Origin of the sequence: Neisseria flavescens (genome assembly GCF_005221285.1) — a bacterium.
GTDB lineage: Bacteria > Pseudomonadota > Gammaproteobacteria > Burkholderiales > Neisseriaceae > Neisseria > Neisseria flavescens.
Genome location: NZ_CP039886.1, coordinates 1,143,183 through 1,158,321 on the forward strand (window position 1 = coordinate 1,143,183; position 15,139 = coordinate 1,158,321).

Annotated in this window: 13 protein-coding genes and 1 pseudogene; 9 read left to right on the top strand and 5 right to left on the bottom strand. The window is 48.7% G+C overall.

The window, feature by feature from the left end:
• Positions 1 to 44 precede the first annotated feature (44 nt).
• The 3 genes and pseudogenes from FAH67_RS12315 (at position 45) to dcd (ending at position 1,972) form a co-directional block, all read left to right on the top strand.
• A pseudogene (locus FAH67_RS12315) lies at positions 45 to 826 on the top strand (ADP-ribosylglycohydrolase family protein).
• Between the two features lie 22 nt (positions 827 to 848).
• A complete protein-coding gene (locus FAH67_RS05915; protein WP_003680540.1) occupies positions 849 to 1,280 on the top strand; it encodes an MORN repeat-containing protein in 432 nt (143 codons plus the stop codon).
• A gap of 125 nt (positions 1,281 to 1,405) precedes the next feature.
• The gene (gene dcd, locus FAH67_RS05920) at positions 1,406 to 1,972 is read left to right on the top strand and encodes a dCTP deaminase (RefSeq protein ID WP_003680541.1); all 567 of its coding nucleotides are present in this window, start codon (positions 1,406 to 1,408) and stop codon (positions 1,970 to 1,972) included.
• A 55-nt stretch (positions 1,973 to 2,027) separates the two neighbouring features.
• On the opposite strand, the gene ppsR is transcribed toward dcd, so the two are convergent.
• The gene (gene ppsR, locus FAH67_RS05925; protein WP_112890815.1) at positions 2,028 to 2,849 is read right to left on the bottom strand and encodes a posphoenolpyruvate synthetase regulatory kinase/phosphorylase PpsR; all 822 of its coding nucleotides are present in this window, start codon (positions 2,847 to 2,849) and stop codon (positions 2,028 to 2,030) included.
• A 427-nt stretch (positions 2,850 to 3,276) separates the two neighbouring features.
• Between ppsR and ppsA the strand changes: the two genes are divergently transcribed.
• Positions 3,277 to 5,661, top strand: coding sequence for a phosphoenolpyruvate synthase (gene ppsA / locus FAH67_RS05930; RefSeq protein ID WP_112890816.1), 2,385 nt, complete (start codon positions 3,277 to 3,279; stop codon positions 5,659 to 5,661).
• Positions 5,662 to 5,870: 209 nt separating this feature from the next.
• Here ppsA and FAH67_RS05935 read toward each other — a convergent pair whose 3' ends face one another.
• Complete coding sequence (locus FAH67_RS05935) at positions 5,871 to 6,332, bottom strand: hypothetical protein (RefSeq protein WP_003680546.1); 462 nt, start codon at positions 6,330 to 6,332, stop codon at positions 5,871 to 5,873.
• Between the two features lie 294 nt (positions 6,333 to 6,626).
• Between FAH67_RS05935 and FAH67_RS05940 the strand changes: the two genes are divergently transcribed.
• Together FAH67_RS05940 and FAH67_RS05945 are read left to right on the top strand one after the other, a co-directional pair.
• Positions 6,627 to 7,331: a peptidoglycan DD-metalloendopeptidase family protein gene (locus FAH67_RS05940; RefSeq protein WP_003680550.1), complete on the top strand. Its 705-nt coding sequence runs from the start codon at positions 6,627 to 6,629 to the stop codon at positions 7,329 to 7,331.
• Between the two features lie 172 nt (positions 7,332 to 7,503).
• Complete coding sequence (locus FAH67_RS05945; RefSeq protein ID WP_003680551.1) at positions 7,504 to 7,986, top strand: hypothetical protein; 483 nt, start codon at positions 7,504 to 7,506, stop codon at positions 7,984 to 7,986.
• A 61-nt stretch (positions 7,987 to 8,047) separates the two neighbouring features.
• On the opposite strand, the gene FAH67_RS05950 is transcribed toward FAH67_RS05945, so the two are convergent.
• Positions 8,048 to 8,242: a YbdD/YjiX family protein gene (locus FAH67_RS05950; protein ID WP_039863921.1), complete on the bottom strand. Its 195-nt coding sequence runs from the start codon at positions 8,240 to 8,242 to the stop codon at positions 8,048 to 8,050.
• On the bottom strand, positions 8,232 to 10,313 hold the full coding sequence (locus FAH67_RS05955; protein WP_003680553.1) for a carbon starvation CstA family protein: 2,082 nt from the start codon (positions 10,311 to 10,313) through the stop codon (positions 8,232 to 8,234). Before FAH67_RS05955 ends, FAH67_RS05950 begins: the two co-directional genes overlap by 11 nt.
• Before the next feature lie 329 nt (positions 10,314 to 10,642).
• Between FAH67_RS05955 and FAH67_RS05960 the strand changes: the two genes are divergently transcribed.
• The gene (locus FAH67_RS05960) at positions 10,643 to 11,386 is read left to right on the top strand and encodes a pseudouridine synthase (protein WP_003680554.1); all 744 of its coding nucleotides are present in this window, start codon (positions 10,643 to 10,645) and stop codon (positions 11,384 to 11,386) included.
• A 59-nt stretch (positions 11,387 to 11,445) separates the two neighbouring features.
• Here the strand turns inward: FAH67_RS05960 and alr are convergent, their stop codons facing one another.
• On the bottom strand, positions 11,446 to 12,504 hold the full coding sequence (gene alr / locus FAH67_RS05965; RefSeq protein ID WP_003680556.1) for an alanine racemase: 1,059 nt from the start codon (positions 12,502 to 12,504) through the stop codon (positions 11,446 to 11,448).
• 206 nt (positions 12,505 to 12,710) lie between these two features.
• Here alr and FAH67_RS05970 point away from each other — a divergent pair, with 206 nt between their 5' ends.
• Positions 12,711 to 13,172 (top strand): winged helix-turn-helix transcriptional regulator, encoded by a 462-nt coding sequence (locus FAH67_RS05970; protein ID WP_079453694.1) that lies wholly within the window; start codon positions 12,711 to 12,713, stop codon positions 13,170 to 13,172.
• Between the two features lie 572 nt (positions 13,173 to 13,744).
• A complete protein-coding gene (locus tag FAH67_RS05975) occupies positions 13,745 to 15,082 on the top strand; it encodes a GTPase/DUF3482 domain-containing protein (protein ID WP_003680558.1) in 1,338 nt (445 codons plus the stop codon).
• Positions 15,083 to 15,139: the final 57 nt, after the last annotated feature.

The following is a 15,139-nucleotide window of genomic DNA, read 5'->3' on the forward strand; positions in this document are numbered from 1 at the left end:
AGGCCGTCTGAAATATAAAGAGAAGTATCAGAAAGGATGTCATGATGTTGGGCGCAGTCATTGGCGATATTGCCGGATCACGATTCGAGTTTGACAACTACCGTCATATCGATTTTGATATTTTCAGCCCCGACAGCGACTTTACCGATGATACGATTTGCACTGTTGCCATTGCCGATTGGGTTTTACAAGGCTGCAACGATAATTTGGCCTCTATTTTGCAAGGCTGGTGTAGGACATATCCCTGTCCGAAAGGCGCATATGGCGGCCGTTTCTCACAATGGATAGAATGGAAAGAACCGGAACCTTATAATAGCTGGGGCAACGGCTCGGCCATGCGTGTTTCTGCCGTTGGTTGGGCATTTGCCACATTGGAAGAAACCCTGCATTTTGCCGAACAATCCGCCATCGTGACGCACAACCACCCGGAAGGCATTAAAGGTGCGCAAGCCGTAGCTGCCGCCATCTTTTGGGCGCGTACCGGCATCGTCAAAGCGCAAATCAAAAAAACATTACACGGCAATTCGGCTACGACTTGAGCCAAAGTTGCGACCAAATCCGCCCTCATTATCATTTCAACGAAAGCTGTCAGGAAACCGTACCTCAAGCGATTACCGCCTTTCTTGAAAGCGATGATTTTGAACACGCCATCCGACTGGCAGTTTCCCTGGGTGGAGACAGCGACACCTTGGCAGCCATTACCGGCAGTATTGCCGAAGCCTACTACGGTATCCCTACCACTATGCGCGAACACGCTTTAGCCATATTGCCACGCCGTATTGCTGAAACCCTGCTGACTTTTGAATCCCAATATCAGGCCGTCTGAAACCGCCTGCAAAAAGGAATGAATGATGAAATACCTCGCCCTACTCCCTATCGCCTTAATACTGGGTACGCCTGCCATTGCCGAAACCATCAATCCTTATCAGGAAAAAGGTTGCGCTTATAATGGCAATGTCGGCAAAGACGGCAAACCGTCCGGCAAAGGTACATGGAAATGCCAAGACGGCCGCAGCTATGTCGGCTCATTTAAAAACGGCAAATTTGACGGCAAAGGCGCATATACCGTTTCCGGCAACGGCGAAACCTTTATCGAACCTTTCTCCTCCAACAGCGCCAAATTACGCAATATGACGCTGGAAGGCATGTTCAAAAAAGGCAGAGCACACGGAAATTTTACCGCTTCTCAAAACGGCACACCCGTCTTCATCATGAAATGCGAAGACGGTATGATTAAAGAAGTCAAACTGCCTAAGAAATCTGCTTCCAAAACCAAATAAACAGCCTTTCAGACGGCCTTATCCATATTTCAGGCCGTCTGAAACATCAATGAACAAGCCTGCCTAAAGGCTGTTGTATTGATTCTAAAGAATTTCCAAACAACCCTTACCCCAGGACAACCACCATGAGCATTAAATCCGACAAATGGATACGCCGCATGGCCGAAGAACACGGCATGATTGAGCCGTTCGAGCCCAACCAAATCAAAGAGGCCAACGGCCAACGCATCATTTCCTACGGCACATCCAGCTACGGCTACGACATCCGTTGCGCCAATGAATTTAAAATCTTTACCAATATTAACAGCACCATCGTCGATCCAAAAAACTTCGACCCGAAAAACTTCGTTACAGTCGAAGACGACTGCTGCATCATTCCGCCCAACTCCTTTGCACTGGCGCGCACAGTCGAATATTTCCGCATCCCGCGCAACGTCCTAACCGTCTGCCTAGGTAAATCCACTTACGCTCGCTGCGGTATCATCGTCAACGTTACCCCGTTCGAGCCTGAGTGGGAAGGCTACGTTACGCTTGAGTTTTCCAACACCACCCCCCTTCCTGCCAAAATCTATGCCGGCGAAGGCGTGGCTCAAGTTTTATTCTTTGAAAGCGATGAAGTCTGCGAAACTTCATACAAAGACCGCAACGGCAAATACATGGGGCAAACCGGTGTTACCCTGCCTAAGACTTAATATACAAAATAAAAAAAGGCCGTCTGAAGTTTCAGACGGCCTTTTATCATTTCATTTAGAAACGACGTTTCAGCTTGCAAGCCTGCAAGATATGAACGGCGAGCTCTTCCACTGATTTATCCGTTGTATTGGTAAACGGCACTCCGTGGCGTTTGAACATATTTTGCGCATCGGCAATCTCGCTGCGGCAAGTATCGATTTTTGCATAGGTCGAATTAGGACGGCGTTCATGACGGATGGCCTGCAGACGCTCAGGCTGAATGGTCAAGCCAAACAGCTTGTCTTTATAAGGTTTGACCATACGCGGCAAATCGGTTGATTCCAAATCATCGGGAATCAATGGATAGTTTGCGGCACGGATACCGTATTGCAGAGCCAGATAGAGACAGGTCGGCGTTTTACCCGAACGGGACACGCCCATCAAAATCACATCTGCTTCCTGCAGGTTTTTATCGCTGACGCCGTCATCATGGCTGAGCGAGAAGTTCACCGCTTCCATACGCGCATCGTAACGCTTGGTATTGCCAATACCATGATGGCCTCGTTCAGCAAACGTCGCTTCAACATTCAATTCTTTTTCCAGCAAACCCAAGAACGTTTCAAAGAAATTAATGTGAAACGCATTGGATTTTTTGATGATTTCACGGATTTCATCGTTTACCACGCTGAAAAAAGCAATCGGACGATCGCCAAACTGTTCGGCTGTCTTATTGACTTTATCCACTACGGCCAACGCTTTTTCAGTCGTATCGATAAATGGATAAACATGGCGCTCGAACTCGACATTGCCGAATTGGTTCAACAGGGCTTCACCGATATTTTCGGCGGTCAGACCGGTACGGTCGGAAATATAGAAGACTTGGCGTGGAGCAGTCATAATGAATCCTTCAGAGGGTAACGTTTCAGACGGCAATCATAGCAGTTACAGCCTTTGCAATAAAGCGATTCCCGGCAGATTACACAGGATTACAACAAATTTGAACAAATTTGAACAAATTTTAAATTGGAATAAAATTTTATTTTTATAGTTTTACTGGAATTTTATTCCAAGTTTGCAAAGTAAATTTCGATTCTTAAATTTATTAACTTATTTTGTTTTCCATATTTAACAAGAAGATAACACGTTAAAACATGAATCTGGTATTCACACTTCAGAAGGCTACACGCCTGAAAAGCACAATATCACAGACGAATTTGTGATTTTTAAAAAGATAAAACACATGACAGCCATCAAACGAATGGCTACAATAAGCAGGCGGATTTGTTTCTTTTTTAACATTTTTTGGATTGGATTGGACACACAAATGGCCGAAAACTACGTTATTTGGTTTGAAAACCTGCGTATGACTGACGTTGAGCGAGTGGGCGGTAAAAATGCCTCTTTGGGCGAAATGATCAGCCAACTGACTGAAAAAGGCGTGCGCGTTCCCGGCGGTTTTGCAACCACAGCCGAGGCTTATCGTGCTTTCCTGGCTCACAATGGTCTGAGCGAGCGTATTTCCGAAGCCCTGAAACAACTGGATGTTGAAGACGTTGCCGAATTGGCACGCGTGGGTAAAGAAATCCGTCAATGGATTTTGGATACCCCGTTCCCTGAACAGCTGGATGCTGAAATCGAAACAGCTTGGAATAAAATGGTTGCCGATGCCGGCGGTGCGGACATCTCCGTTGCCGTACGTTCTTCCGCAACCGCCGAAGACCTGCCGGACGCTTCATTTGCCGGCCAACAAGAAACTTTCTTGAACATCAACGGCTTGGAGAACGTTAAAGAAGCGATGCGCCATGTATTCGCCTCCCTGTACAACGACCGCGCCATTTCTTACCGCGTCCACAAAGGCTTCGAACACGACATCGTCGCCCTTTCCGCCGGCGTGCAGCGTATGGTGCGTTCCGACAGCGGCGCGTCCGGCGTGATGTTCACCCTCGATACCGAATCTGGTTACGACCAAGTCGTCTTTGTTACCTCCTCTTACGGCCTGGGCGAAAACGTCGTACAAGGTGCGGTCAACCCCGACGAATTCTATGTATTCAAACCTACTTTGAAAGCAGGCAAACCGGCTATCCTGCGCAAAACCATGGGTTCGAAACAAATCAAAATGATCTTTACCGACAAAGCCGAAGCCGGTAAATCTGTAACCAACGTTGATGTACCTGCAGAAGACCGTCAACGCTTCTCCATTACCGACGCCGAAGTAACCGAGTTGGCTCATTACGCGCTGACCATCGAAAAACACTACGGCCGCCCAATGGACATCGAATGGGGCCGCGACGGCTTGGACGGCAAACTCTACATCCTGCAAGCACGTCCTGAAACCGTGAAATCTCAAGAAGAAGGCAGCCGCAACCTGCGCCGCTTCTCTATCAACGGCGAAAAAGTTGTCTTGTGCGAAGGCCGCGCCATCGGTCAAAAAGTTGGTCAAGGTAAAGTTCGCTTGGTGAAAGATGCTTCCGAGATGGATTCCGTTGAAGCAGGCGACGTACTCGTTACCGACATGACCGATCCGGATTGGGAACCGGTAATGAAACGTGCTTCTGCCATCGTGACCAACCGTGGCGGCCGTACCTGCCACGCAGCGATTATCGCGCGTGAATTGGGTATTCCTGCCGTCGTCGGCTGCGGCGATGCGACCGAATTGCTGAAAAACGGTCAGGAAGTTACCGTATCCTGCGCCGAAGGCGATACCGGCTTCATCTATGCCGGCCTGTTGAACGTACAGATTACCGATGTCGCCTTGGACAATATGCCCAAAGCACCTGTAAAAGTAATGATGAACGTCGGCAATCCCGAACTCGCATTCAGCTTCGCCAACCTGCCGAGCGAAGGCATCGGCTTGGCGCGTATGGAATTCATCATCAACCGCCAAATCGGTATCCACCCCAAAGCCTTGTTGGAATTTGACAAACAAGACGACGAGTTGAAAGCTGAAATTACCCGCCGCATCGCCGGTTACGCGTCCCCTGTCGACTTCTATGTCGATAAAATCGCAGAAGGTGTGGCAACTTTGGCTGCTTCGGTTTATCCACGCAAAACCATCGTCCGTATGTCCGACTTCAAATCCAACGAGTACGCTAACTTGGTGGGTGGCAGCATCTACGAACCGCACGAAGAAAACCCAATGTTGGGCTTCCGTGGTGCAGCACGTTATGTAGCCGATAACTTCAAAGACTGCTTCGCCCTCGAGTGCAAAGCCTTGAAACGCGTCCGTGACGAAATGGGTCTGACCAACGTCGAAATCATGATTCCGTTCGTCCGCACTTTGGGCGAAGCCGAAGCCGTTGTTAAAGCCCTGAAAGAAAACGGTTTGGAACGCGGCAAAAACGGCCTGCGCCTGATCATGATGTGCGAACTGCCGAGCAACGCCGTATTGGCGGAACAATTCCTGCAATACTTCGACGGCTTCTCCATCGGCTCTAACGACATGACCCAGCTGACCCTCGGTCTCGACCGTGACAGCGGTTTGGTATCCGACTCCTTCGACGAGCGCAACCCTGCCGTTAAAGTAATGTTGCACTTGGCAATCTCTGCTTGCCGCAAACAAAACAAATACGTCGGTATTTGCGGTCAAGGTCCATCAGACCATCCGGATTTTGCCAAATGGCTGGTTGAAGAAGGTATCGAGAGCGTATCGCTCAACCCTGATACCGTCATTGAAACCTGGCTGTATCTGGCTAACGAATTGAACAAATAAGTTCGATGAGACAAAAATCCCCTGCCCGTTTATCCCGGCAGGGGATTTTTATTGCCCTATTCAATGCCGTCTGAAAAAACTTTCACTTTCTTTTACCTTATAAAAAAATCCTTTATCATCAAAAAATTATCATAGACAGCCTGAAAATGGAATTTAGTGTTTTCAGGCTGCCTTATGTTATTTAGCTTTTCAAGCTAAACCATTTGTTGCTAATACTTAGGCAACTCAGGCAACGGCAAAGTTAAAAACTGCCCCATGCCATATTCAAAATCAGCGTCTAATTTTTCCAAGTCAATCACTTCTTTTGCCTTAATGGCTTTTTCGCGCAGTAGAGAAAAACAATCACGTACACCTTTTGCCACATATTCACGTAATTGGGCATCTGTTTTTTCCTGCCAGTTTCTTTCGGGGATAACTAAATCTATAGTATAAATGGGTTTGCCACGCGATTTTTTTAAGAACTCGGGTCCTTCCCCACCGTCAAAATCCACCCAACCACCTGCCACCCTGAACACAATAGATAAAAAAAGCAGGGTGTGGAAATATTCACTGGGCTCTTTGGTTTCGCGTGGTCTTTTTGTGTAAAAGATGCTATTGAGCAGCGAGTGATACTGTTGAAATCGCTTATCTGTCTTGTAACCGATTTGTGCGCTAAATTCAATTAAATTCATGGTTATTTGCCTTTCTTGTTTCGCATATGTTTAGGAATATAGTTTGGGTCATAGTTGGGATGCCCAACTTTGCGCTTGCCTGCCCATGGTTCTTTATTCTCTGGACCCGGATTGCGTTCGGTTAAAAAACGTTCTATTTTTTCAGCCCTATGATAAAAAATATGCCACCATACCCACAATTTTTCAATGTTAATATACTGCCTTTCTGCATTTTACCCCATGCCTTTTGAGTGAACCTTTTTTCACTCTTCCTATCTATCATACACAGCATAACGATACCTTTAGAAACAACCCATGAATACAAACTTTATTTCCACCCTTCAGACGGCCTTGAAACATCTGGCACTCATCAGCACCATTGCCGTCTTAGCAGCCTGCGCCGGCAACAATACCTCTTCCAACCGCGCCGTACCTGACGGCTACCACAAAGTCCGCCCTGGCGATACCCTGACCCAAATCGCCAAACGCTACGGACAAAATGTCAACACACTGGTTGCATGGAATAACCTTCCCAATGCCTCACAAATCGAAGTCGGCCAAGTATTGCGCGTCCGCCGTCATGTCACCCCACGCAGCACTGCAACACAGCAACGCCAAACCACTGCCGTTACCCCAATCAACCGATTGAACCTGCAATGGCCAACCGATAACGCTTCATCCTCCATTATCCAACGCTACAACGGCACAACCAGCAAAGGCATAGATATTGCAGGCACACAAGGCCAACAAATCCGTTCTGCCGCAGCCGGTACAGTTATCTACGTTGGCGAAGAAGTCCGCGGCTACGGCAAGCTGATTTTGATCAGCCACAATGACTACACCATTACCGCCTACGCCCACAACGACACGCTTTTGGTACAAAAAGATCAAAAAGTCCAAGCAGGCCAAGTTATCGCTACCATGGGCAGAAGCGATTCAGACAGCGTCAAGCTGCATTTTGAAGTTCGTCTAAACGGCAAAGCAGTCGATCCCCTGCCTTATTTGACCAGAACAAATTAATACCTTAATCAAAAGGCCGTCTGAAATAAAGTTATTTCAGACGGCCTTTTGATTTGTCTTACCATAACACTCATTTCAATAAAGTATTTACCAACTTAACTTATGTTGATTGAGTGAAAACGCCGTTATACAATGACAACTCTTTTTAACATTCTATTTTAGGTGCCCTACTATGTCTCCTAACCGCATCCTTGCAACCGCACTCTTGTTTGCGTCTGCATTTGCCAGCGCAGATGTCCATATTGATGAAAGTATTCCTTACCGCGACAAAGAAGAAATCGATACCCGTATCGTTTCCGAATGTTTAGAAGTGGGCAGCATTATGTCCAAATCCTTGCAAGAAACTGCAGCCAAAAGTGATGTAACTGTTGTCCGTGACGGTAAAAAACAAGGCACATACGCAGATATCTCCATTACTTCCGCCATGAGTGCAGGCAATGCCTTTATCGGTCACGCCAAAGGTATGGCGGTTTCAGCCACTTTGTATGTTGACGGCAAACAAGTTAATAAAAAAACCTTCACCCGCAATTCTTCCGGCGGTATGTTTGGCGCCTATAAAAGCTCTTGTGCGGTCTTGAACCGTACTTCTAAAGTCTTGGGTTCAGATATTGCCCAATGGGTTATCCGCGAACAAAAAAACGCTCAAGATAAATAATTTATCGAACTAAAAAGGCCGTCTGAAAGTATTTTCAGACGGCCTTTTCTTCATGCCTTAATCAACAACAGCGTCCGCCGTTTGCTCCGCAGCGGCGTTTGCGGCAATAGTCTTGAAATTGCAGCTTGGTCATCACGGGGGCGTTGGGATTATGTTTGCGTTGTTGTGCAACGTAGTTTTCATAATCTGGCACGCCTGCCATCAAGTTTGCCGTCAGTTTGATGGTTTTCCACCAAGACGCGAGCTTATGCCTCACTTTGTGCCTCCGGTTGTTTGCCGTCGCGGTACACCGCCGGGATTTCTTTGGCGGTCGGCCAGCCGACTTTGCGTGCTTTGAGGGCGGTACGTACGCCGTAGATGGCAACGATGACGACGACTAAGAGGAACAATGCGGTCAGACCGGCATTGATTTTGTCGTTGAAGATGATTTGCGCCATTTCGCCGATGTCTTTAGCCGGTGCGAGGACTTCGTTTTTAGCCAATGCGTCGCTGTATTTGCCGGCGTGGGCAAGGAAGCTGACGCGCGGGTCGCTGTGGAACAGTTTTTGCAGGCCGGCATAGCAGGTTACAAACAGTACGCCGACGGCGGGGACGAGTGCCACCCAGACATAACGGTCGCGCTTCATCTTAATCAACACAACGGCACACATAATCAAGGCTACGCCTGCCAGCATTTGGTTGGCGATGCCGAACAAAGGCCAGAGCGAGTTGATGCCGCCCAACGGGTCGGTTACGCCGGTGTAGAGGAAGTAGCCCCACAATGCCACGGCGAAGAAGGTCGCAATCAGGTTGGCAGGAATGGAGTCGGTGTTACCGAAAGGTTTGTAGAAAATACTGCCCAAGTCTTGAATCATGAAGCGTGCGACGCGCGTACCGGCATCGACGGCGGTCAAAATGAACAAGGCCTCAAACAGCAGGGCGAAGTGATACCAGAACGCCATCATGGCTTCGCCCGGAATCAGGCGGCTCATAATGTGCGCCATACCGACTGCGAGAGTGGGTGCACCGCCCGCACGGGACAGGATGGTGTTTTCGCCGACTTCCTTAGCGGTGTGCAACAGGGTTGCGGCATCGACAGGGAAGTTCAGCTTGGTGGTAATCACTTCGGCGGCGGTATTGGCATCCGTACCGATCAGGGCGGCAGGGCTGTTCATCGCGAAGTACACGCCGGGATCAAGCGAAGCGGCGGCAGCAAGCGCCATAATGGCTACGAAACTTTCCATCAACATACCGCCGTAACCGATCATACGGACGTGGGTTTCGTTTTCCAGCATTTTCGGCGTAGTGCCGGAAGAAATCAGCGCGTGGAAGCCCGAAACCGCACCGCAGGCGATGGTGATGAACAAGAACGGGAACAATGCGCCTGAGAATACCGGGCCGGAACCGTCGATAAAGTGGGTAACCGCAGGCATTTGCAAAGCGGGATTGACAATGACGATGCCCAAAGCCAAGGCCGCGATCGTACCGATTTTCAGGAAGGTAGAGAGATAGTCGCGCGGGGTCAGCAAGAGCCAGACCGGCAATACTGAAGCCACGAAACCGTAAATCATAATCGCCCAAGTCAATTGGATGCCGTCAAGGTCGAACCAATGCCCAAAGGAACTTTTCGCCACATCTTCGCCGTAAACCACCGCCAACATCAGCAAAATAAAGCCGACGATGGAAATTTCGCCGATTTTGCCCGGACGGATATAACGCGTGTAGATACCCATAAACAGCGCAATCGGCATCGTTGCGGCAATGGTAAACGTACCCCAAGGGCTGTGAACCAGCGCTTTTACGACAATCAACGCCAACACCGCCATAATGATGACCATAATCATCAAAATACCGATGGACGCAATCACGCCGGGAACAGTGCCGAGTTCCTGTTTCACAATATCGCCCAAAGACTTACCGTCGCGGCGCATAGAGACGAACAAGACCATCATATCCTGTACCGCGCCGGCAAATACCACGCCGAAGATAATCCACAAAGTACCGGGCAGATAACCCATTTGCGCCGCCAAAACCGGACCGACCAAAGGGCCCGCGCCGGCAATCGCGGCAAAGTGGTGTCCGAACAATACGCCTTTGTGCGTCGGAACGTAGTCCAAACCGTCGTTGTGGCGTTCTGCCGGAGTCAGGCGGTCAGGATCGAGCCGCATCACGCGGTTGGCGATGTAGAGGCTGTAAAAACGGTAGGCGATGCAGTAAACGGATATGGCGGCGGTAACCATCCATACCGCGCTGACCTGTTCGCCGCGGCTGAGAGCTAAAGTGGTAAAGGATGCTACGCCGACCAGTACCACTATGCCCCAGATCAAAAATGATTTGAGCGATTTCATTGATTTATCCTTAAAACGTGATGCACAAAGGCTTGCTTTAGCGACAAACTGCCTTAATGCGCTTCAGAAAGACCAATCATTATAGTCTTCATGATTTCAGAGTGAAATGTCATTTCAACCCAAATTCGACTGAAAACAAAATGATTAGTTCGTCCGTAAGATTAACACAAACAGACAATACACCCTTTAGTTTTTACTTTAAAACTAAAAATTTCTTAACATATCGCAAGTGAAAGGCCGTCTGAAAATCCAAATCTTCAGTTTTCAGACGGCCTGACAAACGGTCAATGCTATAATCCGACATTCCCATTTCTCTATATTGCCATACCATGCAAAACAACGATTTCGAAACCATGCGCCTCTCCAAACGCATGGCGCAATTGGGCTTATGCTCGCGCCGCGAGGCAGACAGCTACATCGAGCAAGGCTGGGTCAAAGTCAACGGACAAACCGCCGTACTCGGTCAAAAAGTCACCGAGCTCGACCGCATCGACCTCAACAAACAAGCCCATGAAAAACAAGCTGCGCGCGTCACCATCATTCTGAACAAACCCGTCGGCTACGTCAGCGCGCAGGCAGAAAAAGGCTATAAATCCGCCGCCGAACTCATTACCGCCAACAACCATTGGGAAGACGATGACAGCCGTATCCCTTTCAGCGAAAAGCACAAATTCGGTTTGGCCCCCGCCGGCCGCCTGGATATCGACTCCGTCGGATTGTTGGTACTCACTCAGGACGGCCGCATTGCCAAACAACTGATTGGCGAAAACAGCAACAGCGAAAAAGAATACCTCGTCCGCGTCCGCGGCAAACTGGACGACAAAGGCCTCGCCCTGCTCAACCACGGCTTGAGTTTGGACGGAGAAAAATTGCGTCCCGCCAAAGTCGAATGGCAAAACGAAGACCAGTTGCGCTTTATTTTGCGACAAGGCAAAAAACGCCAAATCCGCCGCATGTGCGAACTGGTCGGTCTGCGTGTCGTCGGTTTGAAACGCATCCGTATGGGCAAAGTCAAACTCGGCAGACTGCCGCCGGGCAAATGGCGTTATTTACGTGCTGACGAATCGTTTTAATTGCAAATAACAAAAAGGCCGTCTGAAAACACATTTCAGACGGCCTGTTCTTTTATTGATTACTCGATATAAGTAAACTTCGCACGTTTGATATTGCAGAGGATTTCGTACGGAATCATACTGGCAACTTCGGAAACTTCATTAATATTAATCACATCGCCCCAAAGCTCGACTTCCGCGCCCAAGCCCTCTTTCGAGGCTTCCAACTCAACCGTAATCATATCCATAGATACCCTGCCGATAATACGGCTGCGTTTGCCATCCACCGCTACAGGAGAATTAGTGGAAGCGCGACGCGGATAACCGTCGGCATAGCCGCAGGCAATCAAACCGACACGGGTAGATTTGCTGGTGTAGAACGTTGCGCCGTAACCAATCGGAGAATGCGGTTGCAACACGCGCTCGCCGAAAACGCGGGAAGTCAGGCGCATAACAGGTTTCAAACGCTCATCTACGCCGCCGAAAGGCGAAATACCATATAAGGCCAGACCGGCACGTCCCCAATTGCGGCGTGCTTCAGGTACGTTCAAAATCGCGGCGGAATTGGCCAAGCTCTCTTCGCCTTCCAAACCCTCACACGCCAAATCAAACGCTTCAAGCTGCATTTCGGTCATACCGTTTTCCGGCTCGTCCGCGCAAGCAAAATGGCTGAATTTCACAATGTTTTCAACCGATTCGGATTGTTTCAATGCAGTATAGGCGGCGGCGTAGTTATGCGGAAAGAAACCGGCACGGTGCATACCTGAGTCCATTTTCAGCCATACGGTTGTCGGACGTTGCCACTCATGATGCACAAACGCCTCCAACTGCCATTGGCTGCCGATTGCCGGCCACAAATCATAACGGTCAACATCCGCATACTCGGCAGCATCAAACACGCCTTCCAACAAAACAATCGGATTTTTAATGCCGTTTTGACGCAATTCCACGCCTTCATCTACCGTTGCCACCGCAAAGCCGTCGGCAATATCCGCCAACGCGTGTGCGCATCTGACCGCACCATGCCCGTACGCATCGGCCTTAATCACAGCCAACAATTTATTGCCGTGCAACTCTTTGAGAAAACGATAATTTTGACGTAAATTATCCAAACGGATTTGCGCATTGAGCGGACGCATAATGTATTCCTCTTATCGGCATTCCGTTTCAGACGGCCTGCTCCATTACTTTGAAGTAAATATTATAGGTCAAAAACTACACAGGATTCTATGAAATAATCTATTCATAATTTAGACCTCATACACTACTTTAGGCATTTATGCTTCTTCTCAGCCTGTTTTAAGGTTATGATTCAATCCAAATGAAAACGACAGACATCAAGGCCATGAAAGAACTCGACAAAACCGACTTAAAAATTCTCAAGCTCCTACAACAAAACGCACGTATCCCCATGACCGAATTGGCTGAAAAAGTCGGCCTCTCCACCACGCCGGTAACCGAACGCGTCCGCCGCTTGGAACGCGACAACCTTATTACCGGCTATCACGCCCATTTGAATCCTCATGCTTTAGGTCAAAGCCTTTTGGTCTTTGTCGAACTGAAACTGCGCTCTAAATCCGGCAATATTTTTGAAGACTTCAAACGCGAAGTGCTGAAGATTCCGCAAATTCTAGAATGCCACTTGGTCTCCGGCGAATACGATTACCTCATCAAAGTCCGCCTGCCCAATATGTCCGCCTATCGCGATATGCTCGGCAATATCCTGCTGCAACTGCCGGCTGCGTCCGAAAGCCGCAGCTATGTTGTCATGGAAGAAGTCAAAGAAGAAGTAGTATTAGACATCTAATTCTATTCAACCAACAAAGGCCGTCTGAAAGATTACAACATTCAGACGGCCTTTATTTTAAATAGGCAAAAAAAATGCACACATTCGACAGAATGCGTGCCAAGTCTACAAAGGAGAAATAGAGGAGAAACTATTAACTGACTACTCGAACCAGCTAACGAAACGAATTATGCAATAAGAGGCTCAACCGTGCAAGTATTTTTCTTGTAAAGTTTCTTAATTATTCGATTTACAAATTTTAAATGTAATCATATTTCAATACAGATAAAAAAATGCGCATACCGTTTCGATATGCGCCAAGTCTACAAAGGAGAAATAGAGGAGAAAAATCAAGCTGCATCAAGCAACTCAACGGCGCGAATTATCCTAGCCTTCTACCCGTCTGTCAACTGTTTTCCTATCTATTTTCAAGTATTTTGCTAAAAAACAACAAATCCACTATCCTCCTCTTTTTCTTGCTATTTTCGCCCATATATAAAAAATTTAGGGCCGTCTGAAACATATATTGCCACTAAAGATAAACGGCTCCATACTCACACATTCATAGTCCATATCAACCCGACCCAAAGACCATGACCACCCCACTTTCCCTTGCCGTTGTCGGCCATACCAACACAGGCAAAACCTCGCTCTTACGTACGCTTTTGCGCGACAGTACCTTCGGCGAAGTGAAAAACGCGCCATCCACCACGCGCCATGTCGAAGAAGCCCTTATCAACGACGGCGACGACAGCTTGGTTTACCTCTACGACACACCCGGCCTTGAAGATGCAGGCGGCGTGTTAGACTGGCTGGAAACCCATACATCCGCACGCGATGACGGCATTGAACGCATCCAACAATTCCTTAGCAATCATGAAGCGCATCACGAGTTTAACCAAGAGGCAAAAGTGCTGCGCCAAGTCATGCAAAGCGATATGGCCATGTACGTCATCGACGCGCGGGAACCCGTTCTCGACAAATACAAAGACGAGCTGACCATTTTGTCTTGGTGCGCCAAGCCCATCATGCCCGTGTTCAACTTCACCCAAAATCAAGACCTGACCGCTTGGATCAATATGCTCGCCCGTCGAACCCTGCATGTTTACGCCGGTTTCGATACCGTTGCCTTCGACTTTGAAGGCGAAATCCGATTGTGGGACAACCTTGCCACCATGTTACCTAAGCGCGACATCCTCGACCGCCTCATCAATATGCGCCGTCGCGAGTGGCAACGGTTGGATACGGAAGCGCGTCGTGAAATTGCCGATTTTCTGCTGGATGCCGCTGCATTTACCCAAGAAATTGCCGAAAACGACGACCCTGCCCCGACTTTGGAAGTCATGCAATCGGAAATCCGCCAACTTGAGCGGCAAATGCAACAACGCCTGTTCACACTTTACCGCTTCTATCACGACGAAGTTGGCAGTGACAGCACATGGATGCCCAAAGCCTTCAAACAAGATCCGTTTGACAGCGAATTGCTCAAACATTACGGCATCCGTACCGGTACCGGCGCAACCGCAGGCGCACTCATCGGTCTAGGCTTGGACATTGCCACGCTTGGCGGCTCGCTTGGTTTGGGTACAGCCATCGGCGGACTGTTGGGCGGCATTTTGCCCAATGCCCAAGACATCACCGACAAAATCAACGGCCGACAAACCCTGCATACCGATCCGGAAACCCTTACCCTGCTCACCGCACGCGCACTGGATTTGTTGCACGTCTTGCAAACGCGCGGCCATGCGGCTCAATCTCATATCGAGCTAAAAGAACGCAAAGCGCCATGGAATGCGGCCAAATTGCCAAGCGAACTCAACAAAGCACGCAGCAACCGCAAATGGTCTTCGCTCAACACACACCAGCCCGAAGCCAGCCGTAACGAACGCGCAGCCTATGTCGCCACTTTAAGCGAGAAATTAAAAGCTTAGAATTGCCGCCTAACAAAAAGGCCGTCTGAAATCCAAATGTTTCAGACGGCCTTTTAA

Excerpts from the sequence above, each read along its gene's own strand:
- FAH67_RS05915 (WP_003680540.1), top strand. The coding sequence starts at position 849 with ATGATGAAATACCTCGCCCTACTCCCTATCGCCTTAATACTGGGTACG.
- dcd (WP_003680541.1), top strand. The coding sequence starts at position 1,406 with ATGAGCATTAAATCCGACAAATGGATACGCCGCATGGCCGAAGAACAC.
- ppsR (WP_112890815.1), bottom strand. The coding sequence starts at position 2,849 with ATGACTGCTCCACGCCAAGTCTTCTATATTTCCGACCGTACCGGTCTG.
- ppsA (WP_112890816.1), top strand. The coding sequence starts at position 3,277 with ATGGCCGAAAACTACGTTATTTGGTTTGAAAACCTGCGTATGACTGAC.
- FAH67_RS05935 (WP_003680546.1), bottom strand. The coding sequence starts at position 6,332 with ATGAATTTAATTGAATTTAGCGCACAAATCGGTTACAAGACAGATAAG.
- FAH67_RS05940 (WP_003680550.1), top strand. The coding sequence starts at position 6,627 with ATGAATACAAACTTTATTTCCACCCTTCAGACGGCCTTGAAACATCTG.
- FAH67_RS05945 (WP_003680551.1), top strand. The coding sequence starts at position 7,504 with ATGTCTCCTAACCGCATCCTTGCAACCGCACTCTTGTTTGCGTCTGCA.
- FAH67_RS05955 (WP_003680553.1), bottom strand. The coding sequence starts at position 10,313 with ATGAAATCGCTCAAATCATTTTTGATCTGGGGCATAGTGGTACTGGTC.
- FAH67_RS05960 (WP_003680554.1), top strand. The coding sequence starts at position 10,643 with ATGCAAAACAACGATTTCGAAACCATGCGCCTCTCCAAACGCATGGCG.
- alr (WP_003680556.1), bottom strand. The coding sequence starts at position 12,504 with ATGCGTCCGCTCAATGCGCAAATCCGTTTGGATAATTTACGTCAAAAT.
- FAH67_RS05970 (WP_079453694.1), top strand. The coding sequence starts at position 12,711 with ATGAAAGAACTCGACAAAACCGACTTAAAAATTCTCAAGCTCCTACAA.
- FAH67_RS05975 (WP_003680558.1), top strand. The coding sequence starts at position 13,745 with ATGACCACCCCACTTTCCCTTGCCGTTGTCGGCCATACCAACACAGGC.